The organism is Pseudoclavibacter sp. Z016 (genome assembly GCF_002931215.1).
Classification (GTDB): domain Bacteria; phylum Actinomycetota; class Actinomycetes; order Actinomycetales; family Microbacteriaceae; genus Pseudoclavibacter.
In genome coordinates this window covers 42,861-69,039 of sequence record NZ_PSTU01000012.1, presented here as the reverse complement: position 1 = coordinate 69,039, position 26,179 = coordinate 42,861, and the positions used below count along the sequence as shown (strand labels likewise).

The 26,179-nt window shown below is 69.1% G+C and carries 27 protein-coding genes; 20 read left to right on the top strand and 7 right to left on the bottom strand.

Annotation, left to right across the window (positions count from 1 at the left end):
• The first annotated feature begins 7 nt into the window (after positions 1-7).
• From xerD to C5B99_RS11730, 9 genes are all read left to right on the top strand, one after another.
• On the top strand, positions 8-970 hold the full coding sequence (xerD, locus tag C5B99_RS11770; RefSeq protein ID WP_104242277.1) for a site-specific tyrosine recombinase XerD: 963 nt from the start codon (positions 8-10) through the stop codon (positions 968-970).
• A complete protein-coding gene (locus tag C5B99_RS11765) occupies positions 967-1,839 on the top strand; it encodes a ParA family protein (protein ID WP_104242275.1) in 873 nt (290 codons plus the stop codon). The genes xerD and C5B99_RS11765 overlap by 4 nt, the downstream gene beginning before the upstream one ends.
• A complete protein-coding gene (locus C5B99_RS11760; RefSeq protein ID WP_374953469.1) occupies positions 1,823-2,689 on the top strand; it encodes a segregation and condensation protein A in 867 nt (288 codons plus the stop codon). The genes C5B99_RS11765 and C5B99_RS11760 overlap by 17 nt, the downstream gene beginning before the upstream one ends.
• Positions 2,682-3,278: an SMC-Scp complex subunit ScpB gene (scpB, locus tag C5B99_RS11755; protein ID WP_104242273.1), complete on the top strand. Its 597-nt coding sequence runs from the start codon at positions 2,682-2,684 to the stop codon at positions 3,276-3,278. Before C5B99_RS11760 ends, scpB begins: the two co-directional genes overlap by 8 nt.
• Before the next feature lie 103 nt (positions 3,279-3,381).
• Complete coding sequence (locus C5B99_RS11750; protein WP_104242308.1) at positions 3,382-4,287, top strand: pseudouridine synthase; 906 nt, start codon at positions 3,382-3,384, stop codon at positions 4,285-4,287.
• Positions 4,284-5,378, top strand: a complete 1,095-nt coding sequence (locus C5B99_RS11745; protein ID WP_104242271.1) for a prephenate dehydrogenase — start codon at positions 4,284-4,286, stop codon at positions 5,376-5,378. The genes C5B99_RS11750 and C5B99_RS11745 overlap by 4 nt, the downstream gene beginning before the upstream one ends.
• Complete coding sequence (gene cmk / locus C5B99_RS11740) at positions 5,375-6,166, top strand: (d)CMP kinase (RefSeq protein ID WP_104242306.1); 792 nt, start codon at positions 5,375-5,377, stop codon at positions 6,164-6,166. Before C5B99_RS11745 ends, cmk begins: the two co-directional genes overlap by 4 nt.
• Positions 6,159-7,706, top strand: a complete 1,548-nt coding sequence (der, locus tag C5B99_RS11735; protein ID WP_104242269.1) for a ribosome biogenesis GTPase Der — start codon at positions 6,159-6,161, stop codon at positions 7,704-7,706. Before cmk ends, der begins: the two co-directional genes overlap by 8 nt.
• Positions 7,707-7,905: 199 nt before the next feature.
• Positions 7,906-9,357, top strand: a complete 1,452-nt coding sequence (locus tag C5B99_RS11730; protein ID WP_104242267.1) for a glyceraldehyde-3-phosphate dehydrogenase — start codon at positions 7,906-7,908, stop codon at positions 9,355-9,357.
• A 78-nt stretch (positions 9,358-9,435) separates the two neighbouring features.
• Here the strand turns inward: C5B99_RS11730 and C5B99_RS11725 are convergent, their stop codons facing one another.
• Positions 9,436-10,938 carry an APC family permease gene (locus C5B99_RS11725; protein ID WP_104242265.1) on the bottom strand — a complete coding sequence of 501 codons (1,503 nt, stop codon included), beginning with the start codon at positions 10,936-10,938 and terminating at the stop codon, positions 9,436-9,438.
• A 234-nt stretch (positions 10,939-11,172) separates the two neighbouring features.
• Between C5B99_RS11725 and C5B99_RS11720 the strand changes: the two genes are divergently transcribed.
• From C5B99_RS11720 to C5B99_RS11695, 6 genes are all read left to right on the top strand, one after another.
• The gene (locus C5B99_RS11720) at positions 11,173-11,721 is read left to right on the top strand and encodes an RNA polymerase sigma factor (RefSeq protein ID WP_104242263.1); all 549 of its coding nucleotides are present in this window, start codon (positions 11,173-11,175) and stop codon (positions 11,719-11,721) included.
• Positions 11,718-12,293 (top strand): hypothetical protein, encoded by a 576-nt coding sequence (locus C5B99_RS11715; protein WP_146081993.1) that lies wholly within the window; start codon positions 11,718-11,720, stop codon positions 12,291-12,293. The genes C5B99_RS11720 and C5B99_RS11715 overlap by 4 nt, the downstream gene beginning before the upstream one ends.
• On the top strand, positions 12,290-12,586 hold the full coding sequence (locus tag C5B99_RS11710) for a hypothetical protein (RefSeq protein WP_104242259.1): 297 nt from the start codon (positions 12,290-12,292) through the stop codon (positions 12,584-12,586). The genes C5B99_RS11715 and C5B99_RS11710 overlap by 4 nt, the downstream gene beginning before the upstream one ends.
• Before the next feature lie 69 nt (positions 12,587-12,655).
• On the top strand, positions 12,656-14,137 hold the full coding sequence (locus tag C5B99_RS11705) for a S1C family serine protease (RefSeq protein WP_104242257.1): 1,482 nt from the start codon (positions 12,656-12,658) through the stop codon (positions 14,135-14,137).
• A 58-nt stretch (positions 14,138-14,195) separates the two neighbouring features.
• Entirely contained in the window at positions 14,196-14,621 is a 426-nt protein-coding gene (locus C5B99_RS11700; protein WP_219819647.1) for an NUDIX domain-containing protein, read from the top strand.
• Between the two features lie 114 nt (positions 14,622-14,735).
• A complete protein-coding gene (locus C5B99_RS11695) occupies positions 14,736-15,392 on the top strand; it encodes a PadR family transcriptional regulator (protein WP_104242253.1) in 657 nt (218 codons plus the stop codon).
• A gap of 57 nt (positions 15,393-15,449) precedes the next feature.
• Here the strand turns inward: C5B99_RS11695 and C5B99_RS11690 are convergent, their stop codons facing one another.
• Positions 15,450-16,121 (bottom strand): hypothetical protein, encoded by a 672-nt coding sequence (locus C5B99_RS11690; protein ID WP_104308685.1) that lies wholly within the window; start codon positions 16,119-16,121, stop codon positions 15,450-15,452.
• On the bottom strand, positions 16,118-17,566 hold the full coding sequence (locus C5B99_RS11685) for an alanine--tRNA ligase-related protein (RefSeq protein ID WP_104242249.1): 1,449 nt from the start codon (positions 17,564-17,566) through the stop codon (positions 16,118-16,120). The genes C5B99_RS11690 and C5B99_RS11685 overlap by 4 nt, the downstream gene beginning before the upstream one ends.
• A 107-nt stretch (positions 17,567-17,673) precedes the next feature.
• On the opposite strand from C5B99_RS11685, the gene C5B99_RS11680 reads away from it, so the two are divergent.
• On the top strand, positions 17,674-18,387 hold the full coding sequence (locus C5B99_RS11680; RefSeq protein WP_219819646.1) for an RraA family protein: 714 nt from the start codon (positions 17,674-17,676) through the stop codon (positions 18,385-18,387).
• Between the two features lie 60 nt (positions 18,388-18,447).
• Here C5B99_RS11680 and C5B99_RS11675 read toward each other — a convergent pair whose 3' ends face one another.
• Positions 18,448-19,374, bottom strand: a complete 927-nt coding sequence (locus tag C5B99_RS11675; RefSeq protein ID WP_104242247.1) for an SDR family NAD(P)-dependent oxidoreductase — start codon at positions 19,372-19,374, stop codon at positions 18,448-18,450.
• Between the two features lie 89 nt (positions 19,375-19,463).
• Between C5B99_RS11675 and C5B99_RS11670 the strand changes: the two genes are divergently transcribed.
• From C5B99_RS11670 to C5B99_RS11655, 4 genes are all read left to right on the top strand, one after another.
• Complete coding sequence (locus tag C5B99_RS11670) at positions 19,464-19,871, top strand: MarR family winged helix-turn-helix transcriptional regulator (RefSeq protein WP_104242245.1); 408 nt, start codon at positions 19,464-19,466, stop codon at positions 19,869-19,871.
• Positions 19,872-19,905: 34 nt separating this feature from the next.
• Positions 19,906-20,754, top strand: coding sequence for an oxygenase MpaB family protein (locus tag C5B99_RS11665; RefSeq protein ID WP_104242243.1), 849 nt, complete (start codon positions 19,906-19,908; stop codon positions 20,752-20,754).
• A 137-nt stretch (positions 20,755-20,891) separates the two neighbouring features.
• Positions 20,892-23,198 (top strand): glycoside hydrolase domain-containing protein, encoded by a 2,307-nt coding sequence (locus C5B99_RS11660; protein WP_104242241.1) that lies wholly within the window; start codon positions 20,892-20,894, stop codon positions 23,196-23,198.
• Positions 23,195-24,484: a glycosyltransferase gene (locus C5B99_RS11655; protein WP_104242239.1), complete on the top strand. Its 1,290-nt coding sequence runs from the start codon at positions 23,195-23,197 to the stop codon at positions 24,482-24,484. The genes C5B99_RS11660 and C5B99_RS11655 overlap by 4 nt, the downstream gene beginning before the upstream one ends.
• 179 nt (positions 24,485-24,663) lie before the next feature.
• On the opposite strand, the gene C5B99_RS11650 is transcribed toward C5B99_RS11655, so the two are convergent.
• The 3 genes from C5B99_RS11650 to C5B99_RS11640 all read right to left on the bottom strand — a co-directional run bounded on the left by C5B99_RS11650 (position 24,664) and on the right by C5B99_RS11640 (position 26,173).
• Entirely contained in the window at positions 24,664-25,149 is a 486-nt protein-coding gene (locus C5B99_RS11650; RefSeq protein ID WP_104242237.1) for an SRPBCC family protein, read from the bottom strand.
• Positions 25,146-25,523, bottom strand: a complete 378-nt coding sequence (locus tag C5B99_RS11645; protein WP_104242235.1) for a helix-turn-helix transcriptional regulator — start codon at positions 25,521-25,523, stop codon at positions 25,146-25,148. Before C5B99_RS11645 ends, C5B99_RS11650 begins: the two co-directional genes overlap by 4 nt.
• Before the next feature lie 89 nt (positions 25,524-25,612).
• Positions 25,613-26,173: a TetR/AcrR family transcriptional regulator gene (locus C5B99_RS11640; protein WP_104242233.1), complete on the bottom strand. Its 561-nt coding sequence runs from the start codon at positions 26,171-26,173 to the stop codon at positions 25,613-25,615.
• Between the last annotated feature and the right edge of the window lie 6 nt (positions 26,174-26,179).

Here is a 26,179-nt window from a genome sequence, read left to right as displayed (position 1 = left end):
CCAGCGCATGGCCGCGGATCCGGGCCAGGCCACGTCGGACGCGGCCCGCCTCGACACCTACCTCAGGCATCTGACGATCGAGCGCGGCCTCTCCGCCAACAGCCTCGGGGCCTACCGGCGAGACCTCGTCAAGTACCTCGACTGGCTCGAGCAGGGTGACCGCGGCCCGGTCGCGGCCGCGAAGCCCGAGGACGTCACCGCCTTCCTCGCGCACCTGCGCGACGGCGAGCAGCTGGCCGCCTCCTCCATCTCGAGGACGCTGTCCTCGGTGCGCGGCTTCCACCGGTTCCTGCTCGACGAGGGCGTGCTCGACGTGGACGCCACCGCGCGGGTGCGCGCGCCGAAGCTGCCGTCCCGGCTCCCGAAGGCGCTCACCGTGGCCGAGGTGGAGCGGCTGCTGCAGGCAGCAGACGGCGAGACGCTCGAGGCGATGCGCGACACCGCGCTCGTCGAGCTCCTCTACGCGAGCGGCGCGCGCATCTCCGAACTCGTCGACCTCAACGTCGATGACCTGCTCGAGCCCGGCATCCTCCGGGTGCGGGGCAAGGGCAACAAGCAGCGCATCGTGCCGGTCGGCAGCTTCGCGCAGCGAGCCCTCGACCGCTACCTCGTCCGAGCGAGACGGGAGCTCTCCTCGCGGGGGAGCGCAACCCCGGCGCTGTTCCTCGGCACGCGCGGTGCGCGGCTCTCCCGGCAGAGCGCCTTCAACCTGCTCGACGCGATCGCAGCGCGGGCGGACCTCGCCGGGCGCGTCTCCCCGCACACCCTCCGCCACTCGTTCGCGACGCACCTGCTCGAGGGTGGGGCGGACGTGCGTGTCGTGCAGGAGCTCCTCGGCCATGCCTCCGTCTCGACGACGCAGATCTACACGCTCGTGACGGCCGACACGCTCCGGGACGTCTACGCGACGAGCCATCCGCGCGCCACCCTCGGCGGAGGCCAGGCCGGGGATAGGATGCAGAGGTCATGAGCGAAGAGACCATCGAATCCACTCCCCGCAGCGCAAGCGCGGTGTCGACGCGACTCTATAACCACTTCGACGTGCCAGAGGAACTCGACGACCACGGCCCTGCGCGCATCATCTCGATGTGCAACCAGAAGGGTGGCGTCGGGAAGACCACGACGAGCATCAACCTCGGCGCCTCGCTCGCGCTCTACGGCCGCCGTGTGCTCGCCGTCGACTTCGACCCGCAGGGGGCGCTGAGCGCCGGCCTCGGCATTCGCACCTACGACGCCCCGACGGTCTACGACCTGCTCATCGGCACGGTCAAGGACCCGCACGAGGTCATCCAGCCGACGGCCTTCCCGGGCCTCGACGTGATGCCCGCGAACATCGACCTCTCGGCGGCGGAGGTGCACCTCGTCACCGAGGTCGCGCGCGAGCAGATCCTCGCGAGTGTGCTGCGCAAGGTCTCGAGCGAGTACGACGTCATCATCGTCGACTGCCAGCCCTCCCTCGGACTCCTCACGGTCAACGCGCTCACCGCGAGCCACGGCGTGATCATCCCGCTCGAGTGCGAGTACTTCGCGCTCCGCGGCGTCGCGCTGCTCGTCGAGACCGTCGACAAGGTGCGCGACCGCCTCAACCCCTCGCTCGAGCTCGACGGCATCCTGCCTACCATGTACGACGGCCGCACCCTTCACTCTCGCGAGGTGCTCGACCGCGTCTACGAGGCGTTCGGCGACCGCGTCTTCGACACGGTGATCGGCCGCACGGTGAAGTTCCCCGACGCCTCCGTCGCCGGCGTGCCCATCGTCAGTTTCGCTCCAGAGCACACCGCGGCGAAGGCCTACCACCAGCTCGCGCGCGAGTTGGTCGAACGTGGCGCCGTCGCCTAGCACGCTGACCGCACGGGCCACCCCGGCCAGGCAGGGGAGCTCGGCCGCCGCCGACATCGAGGCGGCCCCGGACGCGGACTTCCGTGTCTCCCTCAGCAACTTCGAGGGCCCGTTCGATCTCCTGCTGACGCTCATCTCGAAGCACGAGATGGACATCACCGAGGTGTCGCTCAGCCGCGTCACGAGCGAGTTCATCGGGTACCTGAACGACCTGTCGACGCCGGAGGAGCTCGATCGGGCGAGCGAGTTCATCGTCGTCGCGGCAACGCTGCTCGACATGAAGATCGTCAGCCTGCTTCCGCAGGGCGAGTACGTGGATGCGGAGGACGTGGCGATCCTCGAGGCACGAGACCTCCTGTTCGCGCGCCTCCTGCAGTACAAGGCGTTCAAGGAGGTCTCCGCATGGTTCGCGGCGGCGCTCGGCGTCGAGGGGCAGCGTACGACTCGTGCCGTGCCCCTGGAGGCGAAGTTCCGAGAGCGCATCCCGGAGCTCGTCTGGACGCTGTCCGCCGCCGACTTCGCTGCGCTCGCTGCGCTCGCGCTCGCGCCACGAGAGATCCCGACCGTCGGCCTCACCCACCTCCACGCCCCCAAGGTGAGCATCCGGGAGCAGGCCCGCATCCTCGTCGCGGTCCTCCAGGACGGCGAACCGCGCACCTTCCGGGAGCTCGTCGCTGACGCCAGCGCTCGCGGTGTGGTCATCGCCCGCTTCCTGGCCCTCCTGGAGCTGTACCGCAGGGCCGCGTTGAGCTTCGAGCAGGAGACCCCGCTCGGCGAGCTCATCGTGCAGTGGGACGCGCAGGACTGGGATGCGGCGCAGCTCTCGAGCCTCGGAGACGACGATGACTGACCTCACCGCGACCGAGCAGCCCTCCGATCCGGGCGAGCAGCCAAGCGTCGAGCTCGACCGCGCCGTCGAGGCGATCCTCTTCGTCGCCGATGAGCCGCTGTCGCTCGTGACCATCGCCGGCGCGGTCAGCCGCCCCGTCTCCGACGTCCGAGCATCCATCGGCCGGCTCGTCGCCGACTACAACGGCGACCTCGGCGGGCCGGAGCGCGGCTTCGAGCTGCGCGAGGTGGGCGGGGGATGGCGGCTCTACGTGCGCGAGACGCTCGACGACATCGTCGCCGACTTCGTGCTCACCCGCCAGCCGTCGAGGCTCTCGCAGGCCGCGCTCGAGACGCTCGCCGTCATCGCCTACCGTCAGCCCATCACCCGTTCGCAGGTGGCGCAGGTCCGCGCTGTGAACGTCGACTCGGTGGTGCGTACTCTGGTAGCACGTGGCCTTATCGCAGAAGACGGCCACGACGACGTGACCGGGGCCATTCGCTACGTCACGACCCAGGCGCTTCTGGTGCACCTGGGACTCAACTCGCTCGACGAGCTGCCAAAGATTTCACCTCTGCTCGACGAAGGACAGGACGGATTCCATGAGTGATCAGCGAGGGCGCGCACCGCGCCACAGCGACGCCGACCGCACCGCCGACGAAGCCGCGGCGCTCCGCCAGGCTGCGCAGGCGCGACCTGAAGGCGGCTACTCGATGGACGACTTCGCCGACATCCCGCTGCCCGGCCGCGAGGTCGCTCCGGTGGAAGAGCGCAACGACGGCGTCCGTCTGCAGAAGGCGCTCGCGGCGGCAGGCGTCGCCTCCCGTCGTGTCTGCGAGCAGTACATCACGCAGGGACGCATCGAGGTCAACGGGGTCGTCGTGACCGAGCTCGGCAGCCGCGTCTTCCCGGACCGTGACGAGGTCGCGGTGGATGGCACCCCCATCCAGCTCGACCCGAGCAAGCGCTACGTCCTCCTGAACAAGCCCACCGGGGTCGTCTCGACGATGCGCGACGAGCAGGGCCGCCCTGACCTTCGCGAGTTCACGAGCGAATTCGAGGAGCGGGTCTACAACGTCGGCAGGCTCGACATCGACACGAGCGGCCTGCTGATCCTCACGAACGACGGGGAACTCGCGCACGTGCTCGCGCACCCGTCCTTCGGCGTGGAGAAGACGTACATCGCCCGCGTCGAGGGACGCGTGTCCGCGAAGGCCCTGCAGCGCCTTCGCCAGGGATTCGAGCTCGAGGACGGCTTCATCAAGGCCGACAGCGCGAGGCTGCTCGCCGATCAGCCGAGTCACACGGCCTCGCTCGTCGAGATCGTGCTGCACTCCGGCCGCAACCGCATCGTGCGTCGCATGCTCGAAGAGGTCGGACACCCCGTCAGCGCGCTCGTGCGCCGGAGCTTCGGGCCGTTGAACCTCGGCACGCTGCGCGAGGGGGAGATGCGCGAGTTCACTACACTGGAACTCGGCCGCATCCTGAAGCTCGCCCGGCGAGCCGGTGAGCAGCGCGAGAGCGGCGCCCCCGCGCAGTCAGCAGCCCCCGAGCGCGGGGCGAAGCAGGGGAGAACCGCGCGGCAGACGCCGTCTGCCAAGTCGAAAGGTCGTCGATGACGCCAACTCGAACCAACTCCCCGGTGCGGGTGGTCGGTGCCGGGCTGCTCGGCACGAGTGTCGGTCACGGGCTCCGGAGGCTCGGCGTCGACGTCCAGCTCGACGACATCTCTCCGTCGGTGCTGCAGCTCGCGGTCGACTACGGCGCGGGAACCCCCGCAGCGGATGCTGCCGGGGGAGAGCCACCCCGCATCGTCGTGGTCTGCGTGCCGCCTGACGTGACGGGGCAGGTCGTCGCGGCCGAGCTCGAGCGCTGGCCGGACGCCATCGTGACCGACGTCGCGAGCGTGAAGTCGGCGCCGCTGGCCGAGCTCATCGCTCGAGGAGCCGACATCAGCCGGTACCTCGGCTCGCACCCCATGGCCGGCCGCGAGACGGGCGGGCCGCTCTCGGGCCGCGCCGATCTCTTCGTCGGACGCCCGTGGGTCATCGCGCATCACGAGCAGACGAGCGTCTTCGCACTGCAGGAGGTCGAGGGCCTCGCGCTCGACCTCGGCGCGACTCCCGTCGCGATGACGGCCCACGACCACGACCGTGCCGTTGCGCTCGTCTCCCACGTCCCCCAGCTGGTCTCCACGCTGCTCGCCTCCCGCCTCGTCGACGACGAGGACGGCGCGACCGCGCTCGCGGGCCAGGGGCTGAGAGACCTCACGAGGATCGCCTCGAGCGACCCCGTCCTGTGGACCCAGATCCTCACCGCGAACGCGGCTCCGACTGCTGTGGTGCTCCGCAAGCTGCAGGCCGATCTCGACAAGGTCGCCGGAGCGCTCGAGCGCAGCCAGGAGCGCGGCTCCGGGCGCATCATCGCGGAACAGCTCGCGACCGGCAACGCCGGCGTCGCGCGCCTGCCAGGCAAGCACGGCTCCTCGCGACGCGAGTTCGACTCCGTCACGGTCATGATCGACGACAAGCCAGGCCAGCTCGCACGCCTCATGGGCGATGTGGGCGACGCGCAGGTCAACGTCGAGGACTTCCGGATGGAACACGCGCAGGCATCGAACGTGGGTCTCGTCGTCATCTCCGTCGTGCCATCGGCCACGGCGAAGCTCGTCGAAGAGCTCGAGCAGCGAGGGTGGAGGATCGCCGCATGAGCGCGCCCGCCTCTCCGCTCGCCGCCTCCCTCGCGGTCGCCCCCCTTGTCGTCGCCGTCGACGGCCCCGCCGGGTCGGGCAAGTCCAGCGTGTGCCGCGAGAGCGCGAGGCGCCTCCGCTTCGGCTACCTCGACACGGGCGCCGCGTACCGCGCGCTCACCTGGTTCGCCATCGAGCGGGGCTGCGACCTCGACGACGCCGCGACCATCGTCGCCCTGCTTCCCACCTTCATCGCCGAGTACCGCATCTCGCAGAGCCCGGACGAGCGCTGGGTTCGCGTTGGCGAGACCGATGTCTCGGAGCACATCCGCGACACCGCCATCTCCGGCGAGGTCTGGCGAGTATCCCGGGTGCCAGAAGCCCGTGCGGCCCTCACGGCGCTCTTCCGGAGCACCATGGCCGAGACGGCAGCTGCCGGCATCATCGCCGAAGGCCGGGACATCACGACGGTCGTGGCCACGGATGCGCCCGTGCGCATCCTCATGACCGCGGACGAGGCCGTTCGCATCGCACGCAGGGCCGGCGAGAAGGCAGGCGAGGCGGCCTCCGCCGTGGCCGAGTCCGTCTCGGCGCGCGATGCCCGCGACGCCAAGGTCACCAACTTCACCGAGGCCGCCGACGGCGTCACGGTGCTCGACACGACGAGGCTCGATTTCGAGCAGTCGGTCGAGGAATTCCTGCGAATCGTCGCCTCGGCGCCCGGTTCGCACCAGACGACAGCACCGTCGCTGGCAGCCGCCCCGAGCGCGCTGTCAGACACGACAACACGAAGGAGTCACGATGACTGACGACCAAGGGAACAACGACGAGGCCACACAGGCCTCAGACGAGTTCGACGCAGCAGGAGGCGAGGAGCTCGTCTCGCGCCTGGAGGGGCTCGACGAATCCGTCGTCGAGCAGCGCACCAACGCGCTGCGCCAGAGCCTCGACGACTACGAGCTCGAGGAAGACGACCTCGAGGTGCTCCTCGGCGCCTCCGAGGACGGCGACGCCATCACGTACCTGCCAGCGCTTCCCGTGCTCGCGGTCGTCGGCCGACCCAACGTCGGCAAGAGCGCGCTCGTCAACCGCATCATCGGCCGGCGCGAGGCCGTCGTGGAGGACACGCCAGGCGTGACCCGCGACCGCGTCTCGTACAAGGCCGAGTGGAACAACCGCTGGTACACGATCGTCGACACCGGCGGGTGGGAGCCCGACGCGAAGGGCATCGACCTGTCGGTCGCCCAGCAGGCGGAGATCGCCGTCGAGCTCGCTGACGCCGTGCTCTTCGTCGTCGACGCGAACGTCGGCCCCACCGCCACGGACGAGCACGTCGTGAAGCTGCTCCGCAAGACGGACCGGCCCGTCATCCTCGTCGCGAACAAGGTCGACGACGCCGTCCAGGAGCCGAACGCGGCCCAGCTGTGGAGCCTCGGACTCGGCGAGCCGTGGCCGGTCTCGGCAGTCCACGGACGCGGTGTCGCCGACCTCCTCGACAAGGTCATCGAGATCCTCCCCGAGGTCTCCAAGGTCGCGAAGGAGGAGATCGGCGGGCCCCGCCGCGTCGCCATCCTGGGACGACCGAACGTCGGCAAGTCGAGCCTCCTCAACAAGGCCGCTGGCGAAGAGCGAGTCGTCGTCAACTCCCTCGCCGGCACCACTCGCGACCCCGTCGACGAGCAGGTCGAGCTTGGCGGCAAGATCTGGCGCTTCGTCGACACGGCGGGCATCCGCCGTCGGGTGCACCTGCAGCAGGGTGCGGACTTCTACGCCTCGCTGCGCACGACGGCCGCCCTCGAGAAGGCCGAGGTCGCCGTCGTCGTCCTCGACGTGACCGAGGCCGTCAACGTGCAGGACCTGCGCATCATCGACCTGGTGCTCGAATCCGGGCGCGCGCTCGTGCTCGCCTTCAACAAGTGGGACATGCTCGACGACGAACGTCGCTGGCAGCTTGAGCGTGAGGTCGAACGCGACCTCGCTCACGTCGCCTGGGCGCCGCGCGTCAACATCTCCGCGAAGACCGGCCGCCACCTCGAGAAGCTCGTGCCGGCCCTCGAGCTGGCCCTCGACTCGTGGGACACGCGCATCCCCACGGGCAAGTTCAACGCGTTCCTCGCGGAGCTCACGGCGGAGTTCCCGCACCCGCTGCGTGGCGGCAAGCAGCCGCGCATCCTGTTCGGCACCCAGGCGCAGACGCGTCCGCCGACATTCGTGCTCTTCACGACCGGCTTCCTCGACCCGGGCTACCGTCGTTTCATCCAGCGTCGACTCCGCGAGGTGTATGGCTTCGAGGGCTCGCCGATCATCACGAACATGCGTGTCCGCGAGAAGCGGGCGAAGCGCAGCTAGCGAGTCCGCTAGCGCCGAGGGGCCCGTTCCGCAGTCGCGGGACGGGCCCCTCGTGGCAAATTCGGCCCTTTTTTCCTCATCGTGAATACGGGCGTGCCCCTTGACCCGGATTCCCGCACGTCAGGCAGCGCAGAACCGTAGGATTTTTCGTGAGCCTGGCTGTCAGGCGTGAACTTTCGACGTTGAGGGGTCCCATTCGATGATGGAAAAGTCCGAGAAGACGCAGCACGAGTGGCTGGAGAAAGTCGGCATCGCCGAGCGGATGATCCCGCTCATCGGGAACCTCTACCGCACCCGCAACGTCGTGACCTCCATCTACGGTCACCGGCTCATCAACCTCTCCGCGATCGACATCATCAAGGCGCACCGCTTCGCGCGCCGCATCAACGACGTCGAGCTGTCGCTGGACGCGACGCTGCCCATCCTCGAGCGGCTGCAGGAGTTCGACCTCGGCACCGCCTCGATCGATCTCGGCGAGCTCGCGACCCGATTCGCGGCCCAGGCCGAGGACCTCGACACCTTCCTCGCGAATCAGCTCCTCGAGGTCATCGGCACCGGCTCGCCGGACTCCGGCGCCGACGTCGTCCTCTACGGATTCGGTCGCATCGGCCGCCTGCTCGCCCGCATCATCATCTCGCACGCCGGCACCGGACGCGGGCTGCGCCTCCGGGCCATCGTCGTGCGCAAGGGCAGCGACAACGACCTCGAGAAGCGGGCGAGCCTCCTGCGACGCGACTCCGTGCACGGCGCCTTCGCGGGGTCGATCTCCGTCGACCAGGCAGCCTCGACCATCCAGGCCAACGGCACCGTCATCAAGGTCATCTACTCGAACGACCCGGCCACCGTGGACTACGCCTCGTACGGGATCCGGGACGCCATCGTCGTCGACAACACGGGCCGCTGGCGCGACGCCGAGGGCCTCGCGCAGCACCTGCAGAGCCCCGGCGTGCGTCGGGTGCTGCTGACGGCGCCGGGCAAGGGCAAGCTCAAGAACATCGTCTACGGCATCAACAACGCCGGCATCACGGACGACGACCGAATTCTCTCGGCAGCATCCTGCACGACCAACGCCATCACGCCCGTCCTCAAGGTCATCGACGAGCGATACGGGGTCGTGCACGGACACGTCGAGACGGTGCACTCGTTCACCAACGACCAGAACCTCATCGACAACTTCCACAAGGGAGACCGCCGCGGACGCGCCGCGGGACTCAACATGGTCATCACGGAGACCGGCGCGGCGAAGGCGGTCGCGAAGGCGCTCCCGCACTTCGAGGGCAAGCTCACCGGCAACGCCATCCGCGTCCCTACGCCGGACGTCTCCATGGCCGTGCTCAACCTCACGCTCGAGCGTCCGACGACTCGCGGCGAGGTGAACGACTTCCTCCGACAGATCTCGCTCAGCTCCGTCCTCCGTCAGCAGATCGACTACATCGAGTCGAGCGAGGTCGTCTCCACGGACTTCGTGGGCACGACCCGGGCCGGCATCGTCGATGGGCTCGCGACCATCGCCGAGGGCAAGAACCTCGTGCTCTACGTCTGGTACGACAACGAGTTCGGCTACTCCACCCAGGTGGTGCGCATCATCGAGCAACTGGGTGGCGTGCAGCCCCCGATCGTGCCGCACCGCAAGGAGCTGTCGCAGATCTAGCTCCACGCCGCATCACACAGCGAGACGGCCCCCGTCCACCGGAAGGTGGACGGGGGCCGTCTCTGCGAGCAGGGCCGGCTACTTCAGCTCTCCGGAGCCCAGCTTGTCGGCGAGCGAGTGCTGCTCCTTGCCGAGGCGCGAGTTGCGGCGGCTGTAGAGGAAGTAGATCGCGAGGCCGATGACGAGCCAGATGGCGAAGCGCAGCCAGGTGAGCGTCGAGAGGTTGAGCATGAGCCAGAAGCACAGCACCGCCGAGAGGATCGGCAGGAACGGCGACCACGGCATGCGGTAGGCCAGCTCACGGTTCGGGTACTTCTTGCGCAGCACGAGGATGGAGAGGCTCACGAGCACGAACGCGGAGAGCGTGCCGATGTTGATCATCTCCTCGAGCCAGTCGACGTTCGTGAGCCCGGCGAGCAGCGCGACCGCGACGCCGACGCCGATCTGCAGGCGGATCGGCGTCTTGCGCTTCTCGCTCGTGATGCTCCACGAGCGGGGGAGCAGCCCGTCGCGGCTCATCGAGAACAGCACTCGGGCGAGGCCCATGAGGAGCACGAGGATGACGGTCGTGAAGCCGAGGAGGATGCTGATCGAGATGATCTGCGCGGCCCAGTCGGCCCCCACGAGCACGAATGCCGTCGCGAGCGACGGGGTCTCGGACGCCGCGAGGTCGGTGTAGGACACCATGCCCGTGATGACGAGGCTCACCGAGAGGTAGAGCACGGTGACGATGGCGAGGCCGAGGAAGATGCCGCGGGGCAGGTTCTTCTTGGGGTTCTTGACCTCTTCCGCGCTCGTCGCGACGACGTCGAACCCGATGAACGCGAAGAACACGATGGAAGCGCCGGCGAGGAGGCCGAAGACGCCGTACATGCTCGGCTCAGCACCGGACATGAAGGAGAACAGCGACTGGTGCCACGCATCCGCTCCCGAGTCCTGCGCGGGCTGGGACGGCGGGATGAACGGCGTGTAGTTCTTCACGTTGACGAAGAAGGCGCCGACGACGATGACGAAGAGCACGGTCGCGACCTTCAGGATCGTCAGGACCGCGCTGACGCGAGAGGACAGCTTGGTGCCGAGCGCGAGCAGCGTCGTGAGGACGGCGACGATGAAGAACGCGGCCCAGTTCAGCTCGAAGAGCCCGAAGATGCTGAGCTTCGGCGGGATGTCCCAGCCCCAGATGTTGACGACCTCCTGCAGGTACACGCCCCAGTAGCTGGCGATGACGGCGGAGGCGGAGAGCATCTCGAGGATGAGGTCCCAGCCGATGATCCACGCGAGCAGCTCTCCGAGCGTCGCGTACGTGAACGTGTAGGCGGAGCCGGCGACGGGCACCGACGACGCGAACTCGGCGTACGCCATGATCGCGAGACCGCACGTGACCGCCGCCAGGAGGAAGCCGATCGTGATCGAGGGGCCGGCGTTGTTGGCGGCCGCCTTAGCTCCGACGGAGAAGATGCCGGCGCCGACGGCAACGGCGACGCCCATGATGGCGAGGTCCCACACGCCGAGGGAGCGCTTGAGCGACCGTCCCTCGGAGTGCGAGTCCGCAAGTGATGCCTCGATGCTCTTCGTGCGCATCAGGCTTTCGAAAAAGCTCAAGGAGTTCCCCCAGGATTGTTGCAAGCGCGCGTGGGCACGCGCGCGCGAGTGGAGTTTACCTGTTGGAAACACGATGGTCGACGCTCGAATTCGCCGCTTTCGTCGTCGGCCTCCCCGGGTGCCAGGCATTGGCAGGAAGCGGCGAGGATCGGTGTCATAGGGTTGCTCGCGAGTGGAGCCGCCCGGCCCACTGGCTTTCGCGAAGGAGGGGCCATGCCTGACCTCGCCGAGGCGCCGGACGCGTTGCTCGTCGCCCGCGCCAGAGACGGTGACCAGCGCGCGTTCGAGGTGCTCATCCGTCGCCACTGGGGGCTCATGATCGCCACCGCGATCCGACTGCTCTCGTCCCGCGCCGACGCCGAAGATGCGGTGCAGGACGCCTGCATCGTCGCCTGGAAGCGACTCGACCTCCTCCGCGAGCCCAGTGCCGTGCGCGCCTGGCTCGTGCAGATCGCGGCTCGCAAGGCGACCGACCTGCTCAGGAAGAGGAAGTTCGAGCAGGACATCGACGACGTCGTGGCACCCGCCGCGAAGGAGCTCGGGCCGTCGGCCCAGCTCGAGCTGAACGCAAAGCTCGATACCGCATCCCGAATTCTCGGCACGCTCCCCGAGCTCCAGCGGCAGTGCTGGGTCCTGAAGGAGACGGCGGGTTTCACCTACGCCGAGATCGCCGAACAGCTCGAAACGAACACCTCGACGGTGCGAGGGGCCCTGTCGCGGGCCAGGCTCGCGCTGCTGCGGGGAATGGAGGAATGGGCATGAGCGAAGACGACGAACCGACCATCGGCGCGGCGGGGTACACCCTCACGCAGCTCTCCGAGTATCTGGAAGCCGGTCGCGTGCCCTACAACGCCGACATCGAGAGCGACCCGGAGTGCGAGCGAGCGCTCGAAGCCCTCGAACGCGTCACACGCGCCTCCCACGACCTCATCGAAGCCGAGTCGGCAGCGACACCAGGGCCGAGCGGAGCGTGGCTGCAGTCGATGCTGCGTGGCATCGCGATGGATGCTCGTGCAGGCCGCGAGATTCCGCTCACCTCGGTCGAGCCCGAGTACGAGTTCTCGCAGAGCGAGGGCGTCGTGCGCGAGATCGTCCGACGCACGGGGGATGCCATGGACGGCGTCCTGATCGGTCGCTGCGTGCTCGACGGCGAGGTGACGGAGCCAGGTGCGCCCGTGCACCTCACGGTCTCCGTCACGGTCCTGGGCTTGAGACCGCTGCATCCGCTGGCCGACCGCGTGCGGGAGGCGATCGCCGAGGCGCTCGCCGTCCACACGACCCTGCAGGTCACCGGCATCGACATCGTCATCGCCGACGTGAGGAGCGCCGAATGATCGACCGCGAGCGTATCGCCGAAGCCGTCGAGGCGGCTACCATCGGTGCCCCCGGGGTGGTGGAGCTGCTGCCCATCGCGAGCATCCATCTCGGATCGCTGCACGTGGAGGTCGGCACGTCGGGCGACGCCACGACCGTGGCCGTCCGGGTGCGGGTCGAGGCGTCCGCTCCGCAGGCGCAGATCCTGGAAGGCCTCGCCGAGCGCATCAAGGCGGCTGCGCTCACCGTGCTCCCGCCCGGATCTCTGGTGCGGGTGCGGATCAGGGTGCACGCGCTCGCGGGTCGAAGCTGAGCCACAGCTTCGCCATAGGAAGGCCATAGCCCCGGGTTGGATGCTCAGTGGTGTCGAAAGGAACCACACATGTCCACCCCCTCCTTCCCGGAAACGAACCCGCAGGACGGCGCCAAGCCGCACCTCGAGTCCTCCGCTCAGCAGCCCTCCTCGTCCTCGCAGTCGCACGCCTTCGCGCCGCAGTACTCCTCCGGCCCGTACCAGCCCGGCCAGTACGCGCCGGCCGGCTACCAGGCGCCCCAGTACCAGGACTACTCGGCGCCCCAGTACTCGACCCCGGACTATGCGGGCGCCGAGTACCCGTCGAACAGCTTCGGCCCGGCAGGTTCGCCGACAACGGCGCAGGCCCCGAAGCCCCGCAAACGCCGCTTCGGCACGGTCGCCCTCCTCACCGCGGGCCTCCTTGTCGGCGGCGTCGTCGGTGGCGGCGTTGGCGGAGCCGTCGTCGGCGGCTTCGGCTCGTCCCAGGTGGCCGCGGGCTCGTCCAGCTCGCAGTCGATCACGGTCAACAACCCGCAGGACGCGACACTCGTGACGAGCATCGCCGCGGTGGCCTCGCCGAGCGTCGTCACGATCTCCGCATCCTCCGGTCAGACGGGGGCGAGCGGCTCCGGTGTCGTCGTCGACGGCTCCGGGTACATCGTCACGAACAACCACGTCGCGACGATCGACGGCGCAACCGGCAACGCCGAGCTCTCGGTCCAGACGAGCGACGGCCGCCTGCTGCCTGCGACCCTCGTCGCCGGCGACCCCGTGCTCGATCTCGCGATCATCAAGGTCGAGGACACGTCGCTGACCCCCATCACGTTCGCCGACTCCGACTCGCTCAATGTGGGCGATGTCGCCGTGGCCATCGGTGCTCCGCTCGGGCTCTCCGACTCGGTGACCGAGGGCGTCGTGAGCGCGCTCGACCGTGGCATCCTCGTCAGCTCCTCCGCGGTTCCGGAGGAGGTCCAGTCTGACGGCACCCAGGAAGACAGCCCGTACAACTTCTGGCGCGGCGACCCGAACTCGTCCGAGGGTCAGACGAGCACCCAGGGCTCGTCCTCCGTCGCCCTCCCGGTCATCCAGACCGATGCCGCCATCAACCCGGGCAACTCGGGTGGCGCGCTGGTCAACCAGGACGGTGCCCTTATCGGCATCAACGTGGCGATTGCTGGCGCCGGCAGCAGCAGCGGCAGCGCATCCGGCAACATCGGCGTCGGCTTCTCGCTGCCCTCGAACCTCGTGAAGCGGGTGGCGGAGCAGCTCATCTCGAGCGGCGCCGTCTCGCACGGATTCCTCGGAGCGAGCGTCAGCGACCCGACCGCGGCCGACTCGAGCATGGCCGGGGCTTACGTGACGCAGCTCACCGCAGGGGGCCCCGCGGCGCAGGCCGGCATCCAGGCCGGTGACGTGATCACCTCGTTCGGTGGGCACCGAGTCTCCAGCTCGACGGACCTGACGGCCCAGATCCGTGCCCTCGAGCCGGGAACGCAGGTCGAAGCCGTGCTCATGCGCGGCGGCCAGGAGCAGACGGTCCGGGTCACGGTGGGCAAGCTCGGGCAGTAGCGGCAGGAACGGCGACGCCTCCTTTCGGCGCCAGCGGGCACGCACCTATCCTTGGTGCGTGCCCGCTTCTGTGTTGACTGTCGCCGCCATCTGCTTCGAGGATTCCGAGGGGCAGGTGCTCACGGTCCGCAAACGCGGGACGACGAAGTTCATGCTCCCCGGCGGGAAGCTCGAGCCGGGGGAGTCGCCGAAGGCGGCGGCTCTTCGCGAGATCGAGGAGGAGGTGGGGATCGTGCTCGACGACGCCGACGTGACGCTCCTCGGGGAGTGGACGACCGCGGCCGCGAACGAGGCGGCGACCGACCTCATCGGCACGGTGTACCTGGCAGAGCTGAGCGGGACGCCACGGGCTCGCGCCGAGATCGCGGAGTTGCGCTGGGTGGATGCGTATCCGGCCCCTGGAGCTGACCTGGCCGATCTCGCGCCGTTGCTCAGCGAGTGCGTCATGCCCGAGCTCCGGAGGCGACGCGACGCGCGTGGCTGAGCGCTTCCCGAACCTCTCGAACATTCTCCGATATATCGCTTGACAGCGACTCTTCTCCGATATATCGTCGAGCTATCGGAGTTGCACGGTGCAGCTCCGGCAGAAAGGTTCACCATGCGAAAGCACTTCACCCACAACCACCACCCGTTCGACGCAGAGCGAGGCCGCTCCCACGAGCAGGGCCACGGGTTCGGCCACGAGGCCGCACAGGACGAGCGCGTCCGTCGCTTCTCGCACGGATTCGGCCCTGGACGAGGATTCGGCCCAGGATTCGGTCCGGGGGCCGGTCACGGTCCAGGCTTCGGCCCGAAGTTCGGCCCACGCGGCCACCGCCGGGCAGGCAAGGGCGACGTCCGCGCCGCCATCCTCTCCCTCCTCGCGGAAGGCCCCTCCAACGGCTACGGCCTCATCAAGGGCATCGCGGAGAAGACCGACGGCGTCTGGCGCCCAAGCCCCGGCTCCGTCTACCCGACACTGCAGCAGCTCGTCGACGAAGACCTCATCGAGCAGGGCGGCACTGAGAAGAAGCCGGTCTTCGAGCTGAGCGAATCGGGCCGCACCTACGTGGCCGAGCACGCCGAGGAGCTCGAGCAGGGCTGGCGCGGCGTCGCCGGGATGTCAGAGTCCGCGAGCGGCCTGCGCGAATCCGCCATGCAGTTCATGGGCGTCATGCAGCAGTTCCGCCTCGGTGCGACCGAGGAGCAGCAGCAGGAGGCCACCAAGGTCCTGGACGACGCCCGCAAGGCGCTCTACACGATCCTCGCCAAGTAGCGGCGTGCGGACGCCGACGGCCGAGAGCGTCTGCCCGCAGCGCCGGGGGGAGCAAGGTCAGGAGCGGTCGCGCTGCTTGGACTCGCGTCGCTCCTGAATCTTCGCCTCGCGCGCGAGCTTCCGCAGCTCCTTCTCGAGGTCGTCGAAGCGATCGGCGCGTTCCGGGTCGTCCTCTGGCGAGGTCGGCAGCTGCATCCGCGGGCTGCCCTTCGACCACGGGTCGAGCAGCTCGTGCTCGATGTGCGCTGAGATCTCGGTCCACGCGTCAGCTCGCGCCTGCTCGATGAGCCCGTCGATGAACGCCTCGTCCTCGCGGTCCGCTTCGATGCGCTCGCTCACCGCCTGCGAGGCCCGCTCGCGGAAGCTCAGCGTCTCGATGTCCGCGTGCCGGTAGTCGTGGGCGCTCAGCGACCTGCCTGGTCGCGCGCGGTCCCGAACCCCGGCCACACGCTCCGCCGAGTACCGCAGCTCCTTGAGCACCCGGTCGAGCGAGGCGTTCGCCGCCTCGCGATAGTCGGCGGCGGCGAACGGCACCTTCTCACCGACGGTCCGCTTGATGATCGAGTTCTTCACGTCGAGTCGCACGATGCGCATCGCCAGCAGCAGGCCGTCGTCGATGGCCTCGGAGAGCTCAGGGAAGATGACCGGAGGCAGCCCCGTCTTCTTCTTGGGCTTCGTCTGCTGACTCGTGGAAGCTGTCCGAGCTCTGCGACGCCAGCGGAACATCATCCCTGGCCCTTGGGGGCCTGAGGCTCCTGGTGCGGGAGTCCAGCCGCGCCGAGCTTCGTGGCTCCGCGTGAGCGGGCCCGCTGCTCCTCGAGGGCTTCCAGGAACTCCGCCTCCCAGGCCACATCGACGTCGATGCCCTGTCGTCTGGCTTCCTCGACGCTCAGCTCACGCGGGAACCCGTGCGTGTCGGAGAGCAGGAACACGTCGGCGCCGGTGAGCGTCGACCCCTTGTACGCGGCGAGCGCCTTGAGGCCGCCCTTGAGGGTGCGGCGGAACGAGCGCTCCTCCTTGACGAGCACCGCGACGACGTCCTCGCGACGCTCGCGCACCTCCGGGTAGTCATCCACGTAGAGGTCGGCGATCGTCGGCACGAGCTCCGCGAAGAAGTTCTCGGAGATCCCGAGGATGAGGGCCTCGCGGATCGCGCGACGCACGAGGCGGCGCATGACGTACCCCTGCTCCTTGTTCGACGGCACGACCCCGTCGACCGCCAGGAACGTCGCCCCGCGCAGGTGGTCGGCGATGATGCGCATCGAGAGCGTGTGCTCTTCGTAGCTCTTGCCGCTCAGCTGCTCGATCTGCTCGACGATCGGGCGCAGGAGCGAGATCCGGAACACGTCGGGGGAGTGGATCGCGGCCGCGGCGATGCGCTCGAGCCCACCGCCGAAGTCGACGTTGCGTCGTTCGAGCTCGACGAAGGAGCCGTCTTCGACGCGCCGGTACTGCATGAAGACCTGATTGCCGATCTCCATGAACTGGCCGCTGTCGCTCGCCGGGTGCGCGCGACCGTAGGAGGGGTCGTGGTTCTCCGGTCCGAAGTCGTAGAAGACCTCGCTGTCGGGGCCGCAGGGGTCTCCGATGGGGGTCGCCTCGAGCGATCCGCCACGCGACCACCAGTTCTCGCCGCCGTCGTAGAAGAAGATGCGCTCGCCGGGGTTCACGCCGCGAGCGTCGCCGTCCGCCTGGCTCCCCATCTCGACGATGCCGGCTTCGATGCCGCGCTCCGCGAAGGCCGCCTGCCAGATGCGGGCGGCCTCGTCGTCTCGGGGGATGCCCGCGGCCTCGTCGCCGATGAACGCGGTCACGTAGAGACGGTTCGGGTCGATGCCGACCTCGTCGACGAGGAACGACAGGAACGCGGGGATCTGCTCGGACTTGAAGTAGTCGCCGAGGCTCCAGTTGCCGAGCATCTCGAAGAACGTCGTGTGGCGGTTGTCGCCGACGTCCTCGATGTCCTGCGCGCGCACGCAGGGCTGGCTGTCGGTGAGGCGCGTTCCGGCGGGGTGGTCTTCGCCGAGAAGGTAGGGGAGAAGGGCCTGCATGCCACTCCCGGTGAAGAGCGTCGACCCGTCGCCGCGGGGGATCAGCGGGGCTCTGTCGATCCTGACGTGCCCGAGTCGCTCCTGGTAGTCGAGGTAGGCATTGCGAATCTCATGCGCGTCCATGTGGAGAGTGTTTCACAACTCCGGATGTCGTATCGTGATCTCGCCGAACGTGGGGGCGTTCAGGCACTCGGCGACGAGTGCTCGAGTGAGGTTCAGGGGAGTCGTCTGTGCAGGAGATCGCGCAATTGTGGACCGGTGCGACGGGGCTTTCGACCGCGCACGTCGCCGACGGGAGCGTGCGGGCCGGGGTAGCCGCGCGCTGCGGGCCCGCAGCGGTGAGGCCCGTGTCGGAGGGCGCGCCGCGGCTCGCGGGACGCTGCCTTCCCGTTCGCCACTTCGGCAGCGTCGACGTCCTCCTCGAGGCCATGGATCGGGCGCACCCCGGCGACGTGCTGGTCGTCGACAACCAGGGCCGCACCGACGAGAGCTGCGTCGGCGGCCTCATCGTGCTCGAGGCGAAGGCGGCAGGGCTCGCGGGCATCGCCATCTGGGGACTGCATCGGGACACGCGCGAGGTTCGCCGCGCAGGGTTCCCGGTGTTCAGCCTGGGTTCGCTGCCCGCAGGTCCCGCGCGCCTCGACGAGCGTCGGCGCAGCACGTTCTCGTCCGCGGAGTTCGGGGAGTACACCGTGCGCACGCGCGACGTCGTCTTCGGCGACGAGGACGGGGTCGTGTTCGTGCCTGGGGACCGAGCCAACGAGGTGCTCATGCATGCCCTGCAGCTCAGGGACGCCGAGCGCTCGCGGGCCACGAGCATCCGCCTCGGCACGACCCTCCGCCAACAGGTGCAGTTCTCCGCCTACCAGCGGGCGCGCCGGAGCGAGCCGGAGCTCACGCTGCGCGAGCACCTCGCCCGGACTGGCGACGCCATGATCGTGTGAACTGTCGTGCTCTTCTTGGCGAACGTCCCGCTCAGGCCGAGGTGACCGCCTCGCTCAGGCTCAGGCGACCGTCTCGCTCAGGCGAAACGTCGCTGAGGTCGATTCCTCGCTCAGCTGCCACAGGCGCTCGGCCCGCTCGCGGTCGCGCTGCGTGGTCGGCTTGTCCAGTTTCACGGGGGCGCCGCGCACGGTGCGCGCCGGGCCGAGGTAGTCGCCACCGGCGACCGTGTCGCTCGTCAGCGCGTGCACGGCGATGGCCGCAGCGCGATGCTTCCCGTGCGCGAATGGTCCGGCGAGGCGCGACGCGAAGCGCTGCCAGGCGGTCGGCTCGTTCACGCCCGTGCGCACCGGGGTTGCCCCGTTGACGGGGATGCCCGGGTCGACGACCAGCGCCTCCGCGGGGGCGCCGGCTGCTCGCAGGCGACGGTCGAGCTCGAACGTGAACATCTCGAGCGCGTGCTTCGACGCGGCGTAGGCGCGGCGCGGCTCGTACAGGTGCGTGCTCTGCCAGTCCTCGAGGTCGAACGGGTAGATGCGGGTGGCGAGGCTGCCGACGGCCACAACCCGGCTGATCTCCGCCGCATCGCCGTGGGCTGCGGGCTTCGGGGTGACCAGCGCATCCATGAGCTGAGCCGTGAACTCGAAGTGGCCGAGGTGGTTGGTCGACATCGTGAGCTCGCGACCGGCCGCATCGTGCTCGCGCTGCGTTCCCGGGGCCATGTGCGCGGCGTTCAGCAGCACCCCGTCGAGGCGCTCGCGGGAGCTCAGCGAAGCGGCCGCGCTCGCGATCGACTCGCTCGACGTGAGGTCGAGGACGATGCGGCTCGTGCTCGCATCCGGCACCTGCTCGGTGATGGAGATCAGGGCCGTGTTGAGTTTCTCGATGCTGCGCCCGAGCAGCACGACGTGGTGGCCGCGGCGTGCGAGCTCTTCCGCGGCGAAGTAGCCGACACCCTGCGTGGCACCGGTGATGGCGAAGGTCTTCATCGTCACACTCCTTCAAGCCTCGAACGTTTCGAGACTCAGAGTACAACGCTTCGATTGCTGAAATATTTCCGTGGCGTAAGGTACTGAATATGGATTCGCTGGAACGGGCGATGCGTGCCGTCTACGAAACCGCGCAGAGCACCAATGTGGCTGCTGAGCGGGAACTCGAAGCGCTCGGGCTCACCTTCCCGACCGCGCAGGCGCTCTGGGCGATCGATCCGGACGCGCAGCCTCCCGCGATGAAAGAGCTCGCGACCAAGCTGCACTGCAACGCCTCGAACCTCACCTTCGTCTCCGACCGCCTCGTCGATCGCGGCCTCGTCGAGCGCCGGGAGAGCGAGCATGACCGACGCTCGCGGGTGCTGACGCTGACCACCGAGGGCAAGCGGGTGCGCAAGCTCGCGATCGCAGCGCTCAAGCGCGCATCGCCGCTCGCCGGCTGCAGCAGCACCGAGCTGAAGGCCATCGCGAAGAGCCTGACCTCTCACGACGCGTGACCTTTTCAGCAGCCCCCGAGCGGGGGAGTGACTGATGGAGACGTGGACCGCCGCCTCCATCGATGACCTCGTGTGCGTCGAGCTCCCACGCAGCTCACGCCTGCTCGCCCTGGCCATGGGGGCCGCGAACGTCATCATGCAGCTCTCCAACCCCGCCGTCGGTCAGGGGGTCGCGCACAGCCGCGTCACGAGTGGGCGCCTCGACGTGCACCCCATCAAGCGCACCAGGACTACCCTCAGCTACCTCGCCGTGGCCGTCCTCGGCACCGTGGAGGAGCGCCGCGCGTACCGCAGGGCGGTCACGCGGCAGCACGCGAAGGTGCGCTCCGACCGTGACCCGCGAGCCACCGAGGAGTACTCGGCCCTCCGCGTCGACCTGCAGCGCTGGGTCGCGGCCTGCCTGTTCGTGGGCTCCCGCGATGTGCTCGAGCTCGTCGAAGGCTCGCAGGCCGGCGCGTCCGCGGAGCGCTTCCTGCTCGAAGGGCGCGTCTTCGGGACCACCCTGCAGATGCCGCCGAGCGCCTGGCCGGGCAGCACCGCCGCTTTCGAGGAGTACTGGCGCGGCGAGCTCACGAAGCTGCGCATCGATGACGAGGTGCGCAGCTACCTGCTCGACATCGCCAGGCTCGAATTCGCCGCGGCGGTGCTTCCCGAGCGGATGCGGGCGTGGCATCAGCGGCTCACGGTCGGCTTCCTGCCGCCCGAGTTCCGGCGCGCGCTCCGCGTCAGGTGGACGCCGGGCGACGAGACGTGGTTCCGGCGGCAGCGCGCCGCCTTCGTGCGAATCGAGCGCGTGCTCCCGCTCGCCGCCTCCGGCCTCGTGTACCGGCTGCTGCTGGCCGACGTGCGCTGGCGCATCCGCCGCGACCGCCCGCTGGTGTGAGGGACGCGCGCGCCGTCGCCGGGCCCACGCTCGCCCCGCGAGCTCGCGTGCGCGACCCAGGGCGTGCACAGTCTCCCGACGCGTGAACGTAACGTGACGTCCACACTCCCGTAGCAGGGCCCGTCCAGGCTCACAGCATGACCACCCGCGTAGACCCGTTCATCGGCACAGAGCCCACCGCGCTGCCGACGCAGACGGGCCTCGCCGCGACCTGGTGGTGGCCGAAGCCGCAGATCGGCAACACGCATCCGGGCGCCACCTACCCACTCGGGATGGTCTCGGCCTGCGCCTACTCTGGCGCGTACCCGACCGGGTACGGCCGTTACGACCTCAGCCTCGAGGGCATCCCCGAGACGATCTACGACGGCACGCTCGCCTCGGGATTCACGCACTTCCAGCAATCGGGCACCGGGGCGATCCGCAAGTACTACAACTACTTCCGCGTCACGCCCATGATCGAGCCGCTCGACGTGCTCGGGCGCACCTGGTCGCTCGACGACGAGGACGCCTCACCCGGCTACTACGCGGCGACGCTCGGCAATGGCATCCGCGCCGAGATCACCGTGGGTCCCAAGAGCGCCGTGCACCGATACACGTTCCCGAAGCACTCGAGCGCCAGGGTCGTCGTCGACTTCTCGCTCGGCGGCCTCGCCATCCCCTACGGGGCCACCGTCCCGCTGCGGGCCCACCTCGAGACCGTCAGGCCCGGCGTCGCGACGGGAGAGATCGTGGCGGAGGGCGCCCCGCTCGCCGTGCACATCGAGTGCGACACTCCCCAGTGGCGCCAGATGCTGTGGCACGATCGGCGCCTCATGCCCGGCGGCACGCGCCTCGACTTCGACCACATCCGCCCCACGACGCTGCGGCCGTTCGGCCTCATGTGGGCGGGCCCGAGCGAGGAGGGCCAGGTCGTCGAGGTGCGCATCGGCTTCTCCCTGCGCGGGGTCGAGCAGGCCGAGCAGAACCTCAGGGACGACTGCGGCGACGGGGAGGGCAGGTTCTCGGACCGACTCGCCGAAACCGGGCGCGCCTGGCAGGAGCTGCTCGACGAGGTCCAGGTCGAGACGGGCTCGACCGAGCGCGAGACGGTCTTCTCGACAGCCATGTACCACTCGTTCGTCAAGCCCTCCTTCGCGCTCAACGAGAGCCCCTTCTGGCCAAGCGACGGACCATTCGTCTTCGACCTGTCGACGATGTGGGACATCTACCGCACCCAGCTTCCCCTGCTCACCGCGCTGCGTCCGGACAAGGCCGTCGAGCTCGCCAACGCGCTCCTCACCATCTGTGAGGAGGAAGGCAACTTCCCGATCGGCTACCGCATGGCCAAGGGAAGCGACCGCTTCTCCCGACAGGGCAGCGCGCTGGCGCACACCTTCCTCGCCGACCTCTGCCAGCTCGGACTGCCCGGCATCGACTGGGACTGGGCGCTTGTGCACATGGCCGATGACCTGCGGCGCACGTACGGCGAGGAGTTCCTGCTGCGCGGCGTCGCGCATCCCATCACGCACACCCTCGACCTCGCGTTCGGGTACTGGTGCACCGCCCGCGTCGCGGCTCGAGTCGGCGACCTCCAGCTCGTCCAGCAGCTCGAGAAGCGCGCAGGGCAGTGGCGGGGCGCGTTCGACCCGGCCACGGGCCTGCTCGTCGACTCCAACTTCTACGAGGGCTCCAAGCACAACTACTCGTTCCGGATCCTCCACGACATGGCAGGGCGGATGCAGCTGAGCGGCGGGCCGGAGGGCTTCGTTGCGCAACTCGACGAGTTCTTCGGCTACGGCGCCCAGCCGGTCGTGCAGCCCGGCCGATCGCCCGGCATCGAGGAGCTCGCGGCCGGCTACGCCCTCGGACGCTTCGAAGGCCTCAACAACGAACCGGACATGGAGGCGCCATGGGCATACCACTACGCCGGACGCCCGGACCGGACCGCGGAGATCGTGCACGCCATCATCACCCAGCAGTACGCGACGGGCCGAGGCGGCCTGCCAGGCAACGACGACTCGGGCGGCCTCAGCTCCTGGTACGTCTGGGCCTCGCTCGGGCTGTTCCCCGTGGCAGGACAGGCGAGCTTCCTCATCAACGCGCCCGCGTTCGCCGAGTCGTCGCTCGCGGTCTACGGGGAGCGCTTCCGCATCACGACGACAGGGTTCCGAGAACCCGCCCACGGCGGCCCAGTCCAGTACGTGCAGAGCGCCCACCTCGACGGCAGGCCGCTCAGCAGGAGCTGGCTCTCGCCCAGCGAGCTCATGGCGGCGCAGGAGCTGCACCTGGAGCTCGGGCCCGAGCCGAGCGACTGGGGCACCCGCGAACAGGACCTGCCGTCGTCGTTCCCGGCCCCAGCATCCGCCCCACCAGCCGCACCCACCTCACCCGCAGCATCCATCCCCGCCACCCCACCCCTCGTCGACGGCCAGCCGGCGACACCAAACCCGGGAGGACCCTCATGAACAAGATCCAGAACCGCCTCGTGATCGTCGTCCGCGCCGATCCAGTCATCTGCGGGCACTCCGTCGAGGCCCGCAACCTGGCGGAGGCCGCACGCCTGCGCGGCTTCGACGAGGTGCGCATCGTCACGTGGCCCATCGAGCGCCTGCAAGCGGCAGGGCTGCCGCTCAAGCCCCTCGAGACGGTCATGCCCTACAGCGACGGCATCTTCGTCGACCGCCCCGCGCCCGTCGGCGACTACAAGGTCCCAGACGGCCGCTACCTCGCGGGGCTCGTCGGGCGCCTCGTCGAGCTCTTCACGGACGGGGTGCCGACCGTCTGCATGTCGCTCTACCTCAGCCCGCACACGCTCGCCGTCGCGGAGGCGCTCACCGTCGCCCGTTCGACGGGCCTGCCCGTCAACGTCACCACCATCGCCGAGGCCGTCGGCTCCGACGTCACCAACGTCGTCAAGCACGCCGTCGAGGACGGCCGCCTCGGCGCGGCAGCCCACATCCTCTCGGCGTACCTGTCCCAGGACGTGTGCGTCGCCGTCTCCGAGTACACGCGCGACCTCATCGTGGGGGAGGCCGCCAAGGTGGACGCGCAGCACGGCACCCGCTACGCGCCCCAGTGCCAGGAGCGCATCGACATCTCCTACCCGGCAATCGACTCGAGCGCGTACGTCGACCTCGCCGACGCCGACATCACCGCCGCCGTGGAAGCTCGCGGGCTCAAGCGCGACGGCTACGTCATGTTCCTGTCGAGGCTGACCGAGGCGAAGGGCGTCGAGGACCTCATCGCGGGCTTCGAGCAGTCCCGCGTCGCCGACGACCCCGAGATCCAGCTCGTCATCGCGGGACGAGGGCCGCAGGCCGAGGAGCTGAAGGCGATCGGTGCCGCGTCACCGCTGGCCGACCGCATCCACTTCCTCGAGGACGTGGGAGACGCCGAGAAGCCCTTCCTGATGGCCGGATGCGCGGCGTTCGTGCTGCCCACGAAGCCGCGCCCCGAGTTCATCGAGACCTTCGGCATCGCGCTCGCCGAGAAGATGCTCGCAGGCGGCGGGCCGGTCATCACGACCGTCACCGGCGGCGTCGGGGAGGCCGTGGGGGACCACGCGCTCATCGTGCCCGTCAACAGTCCATCGTCGATCGCGGACGCGCTCAACACGGCGGTGCTCGAGACCAGCGCCGCCGAGCGGCGGCTGCTCGCCGTCCAGGCGCGCGACTACGCGCTCCAGTTCGACCGGTTGGCGGTCTTCGACAAGCTCTTCGACCGGCTGCCTCGAGTCGCGATGGCGGCCTGACCCGCGCGGCACGCGAGCGCCTGCTCGAGTGTCTGCTCGAGTGCCTGTCCAACTTCAGTGCAATTCCGGGGTCTCGCGCCATCGCGAGGTCGATTGGGTCGAATATTGCACTGAAGTTGGACAGGCTGGCGGGTGGGCGCCCGCCTCCGAGGGACGCGGCGTCTTCGAAACGGGGCGGCTCAGAGCGCGAGGAGGGCGTCGAGCTTCTCGTACCCCTCGCGCACGCCGTGCTCCATGCCGCTCGCGACGAGCCCGTCGCGCATCTCGAACGACTCGAGCAGGCTCGTGCTCGTCACTCGCGTGCGGCCTCCCTCGAGTGCCTCGAACACGATGGTCTCGAGGAGCACGCCGTCCGGGATCATCTCGAAGGTCTGCGTCTGCACGATGCGCTCGTTCTCCCGGACTTCGTGGAACGAGCCGTAGAAGGTCGCGATCTCCTCGCCGTCCTTGAGATTCACCCACCGGTAGGCGCCTCCCGTGGCCGCGTTCCAGTGGTCGATGTTCGTCGACACCTCGTGCGGGCCGACCCACTTCGTGAAGAGGTCGGGGTCGACGAATGCGCGGAACACGCGGTCCGGGGTGGCCTCGAACTCGCGGACGACGGAGACGTTCGGCACGTCTTCGCCAACCGTGACGACGGTGTCGTTGGCTGATGTGGTGCTCATGATGCGGTTCCTTTCGCTGGTTCTGGTGCTGTTGCTGGGTGCTGCGTGGTGTCGTCCGGCAGGGTCTCGAGCAGCGCGTCGAGTCGGCGGAACCGCGCCTCCGCGGCGGCCTGGTAGCGCTCGATCCACGCGGTCATGAGGCTGAGGACCTCCGCTTCGAGGTGCCGGGGTGCGCGGACCGCGCTGCTCGTACGGGTGACGAGGCCCGAGTCCTCCAGGACGCGCAGGTGCTTCGAGATCGCCTGCACCGAGACGTCGTAGGGAGCTGCGAGCTCTCCGACGGTCGCGTCGCCGCTGGCGAGCCTCGCGACGATGTCGCGTCTCGTCGGGTCGGCGAGCGCCGCGAAGACGGGGGAGAGCGCGTCGGTGGTCATAGCTCCTCGGCTGGGTTCGTCAACCGTGTGGTTGATGAAATCAGTCTGCGACGCACGGGAAGCCTTGTCAACCTTTCGGTTGATGAACCTCAGGCTCGAAGGAACTGGCGAGCAGCCTCGAGTGCGTCGCGTGCGGCAACGCCATCGACGCGCGCGATCGTCAGGGCACCGACGACGGCCGCGGTCACGAGTGTGGCCGTGCCCTCAGTGAGGCCGAGCGCGCGGGTGCCCCGCGAGATCGCGCGCTCGAGTGTCGCTCGGTAGTCGGTGATCGAGGCGCGAATCTCCCGGTCTTCGGAGAGTGAGCTGGAGGCCGTCGCGAGCAGGAGGCAGCCTCGGGCGTCGTCGCGGCGCCCTTGGGCCGCGACGGCAGCTGAGAGGCGAGCGAGGTAGTCATCGAGCGCGGATGCTGGTGTCGGGTCCGCGAGTAGCGGCGCGAGCAGCGGGTGCACGACGTCGTCCAGGTAGCTCTGTACGGAGGCGTCGAAGAGGCCGCGCTTGCTGCCGAAGGTGTTGTAGATGCTCGATCGGCTCAGTCCGGTGGCGGCCTCGATGTCGCTCGTCGACGCGGAGTCGTAGCCCTGGCGCCAGAAGAGGGTGCGTGCGCCGGCGATGACGTCCCGGCGGTCGAAGCTCATCGTGCGTGCCATGTGGCC